This is a genomic window from Actinospica durhamensis (assembly GCF_018139695.1).
Classification (GTDB): domain Bacteria; phylum Actinomycetota; class Actinomycetes; order Streptomycetales; family Catenulisporaceae; genus Actinospica; species Actinospica durhamensis.
Window position 1 is genome coordinate 1 of the sequence record NZ_JAGSOG010000694.1, and the last position, 526, is coordinate 526.

Annotated in this window: 1 protein-coding gene; it reads right to left on the reverse strand. The window is 69.4% G+C overall.

Going from position 1 to position 526, the window contains the following annotated elements; genetic code table 11:
• Positions 1-103: 103 nt before the first annotated feature.
• The coding region (locus KDL01_RS41765; protein WP_212534247.1) for an LLM class oxidoreductase at positions 104-526 on the reverse strand (423 nt) is incomplete at its 5' end.

Here is a 526-nt window from a genome sequence, read left to right on the forward strand (position 1 = left end):
CCCACTCCCACTCCCACTCCCACTCCCACTCCCACTCCCACTCCCACTCCCACCTGCGCGAACTTCCCCGTCCTTTCCCACGTTCCCATTCCCTTTCATCGCTTTACCGGGGCGGCCCCGCCGCGATCCGGGCACGCATCTCCTCGACCGGACTGACCTCGCCCGTCTGCTCCCAGCGCACCTCCAGCCACCACGTGCACCCCGCCTCGGCATGCCGGGCCACAAGTTCCCTGTCGCTCGGCTCGTCGGCGTGCGTCCGCCCTTCCGCAATCACGTCGATGTCCGGTCGCGCTCCGTTCTCCGCCAACCATGCCCGCAGCTCCGCCCGGTCCTGCAGCGTCGGCGTCGCAAACGGATCGGCACCGAACTCGGGGATGACCCCGTCACACCGCGCGGCACGCCGCATCGACTTCTCTCGCGGCCAGCGCCCGACGACCCAGATCGGCACGGTCTCCTGGACCGGCCGTGCGACGTCCACCAGCTCGCCGCGTTCCGTCGCATCGATGCTGTAGTGACGCCCCTGATA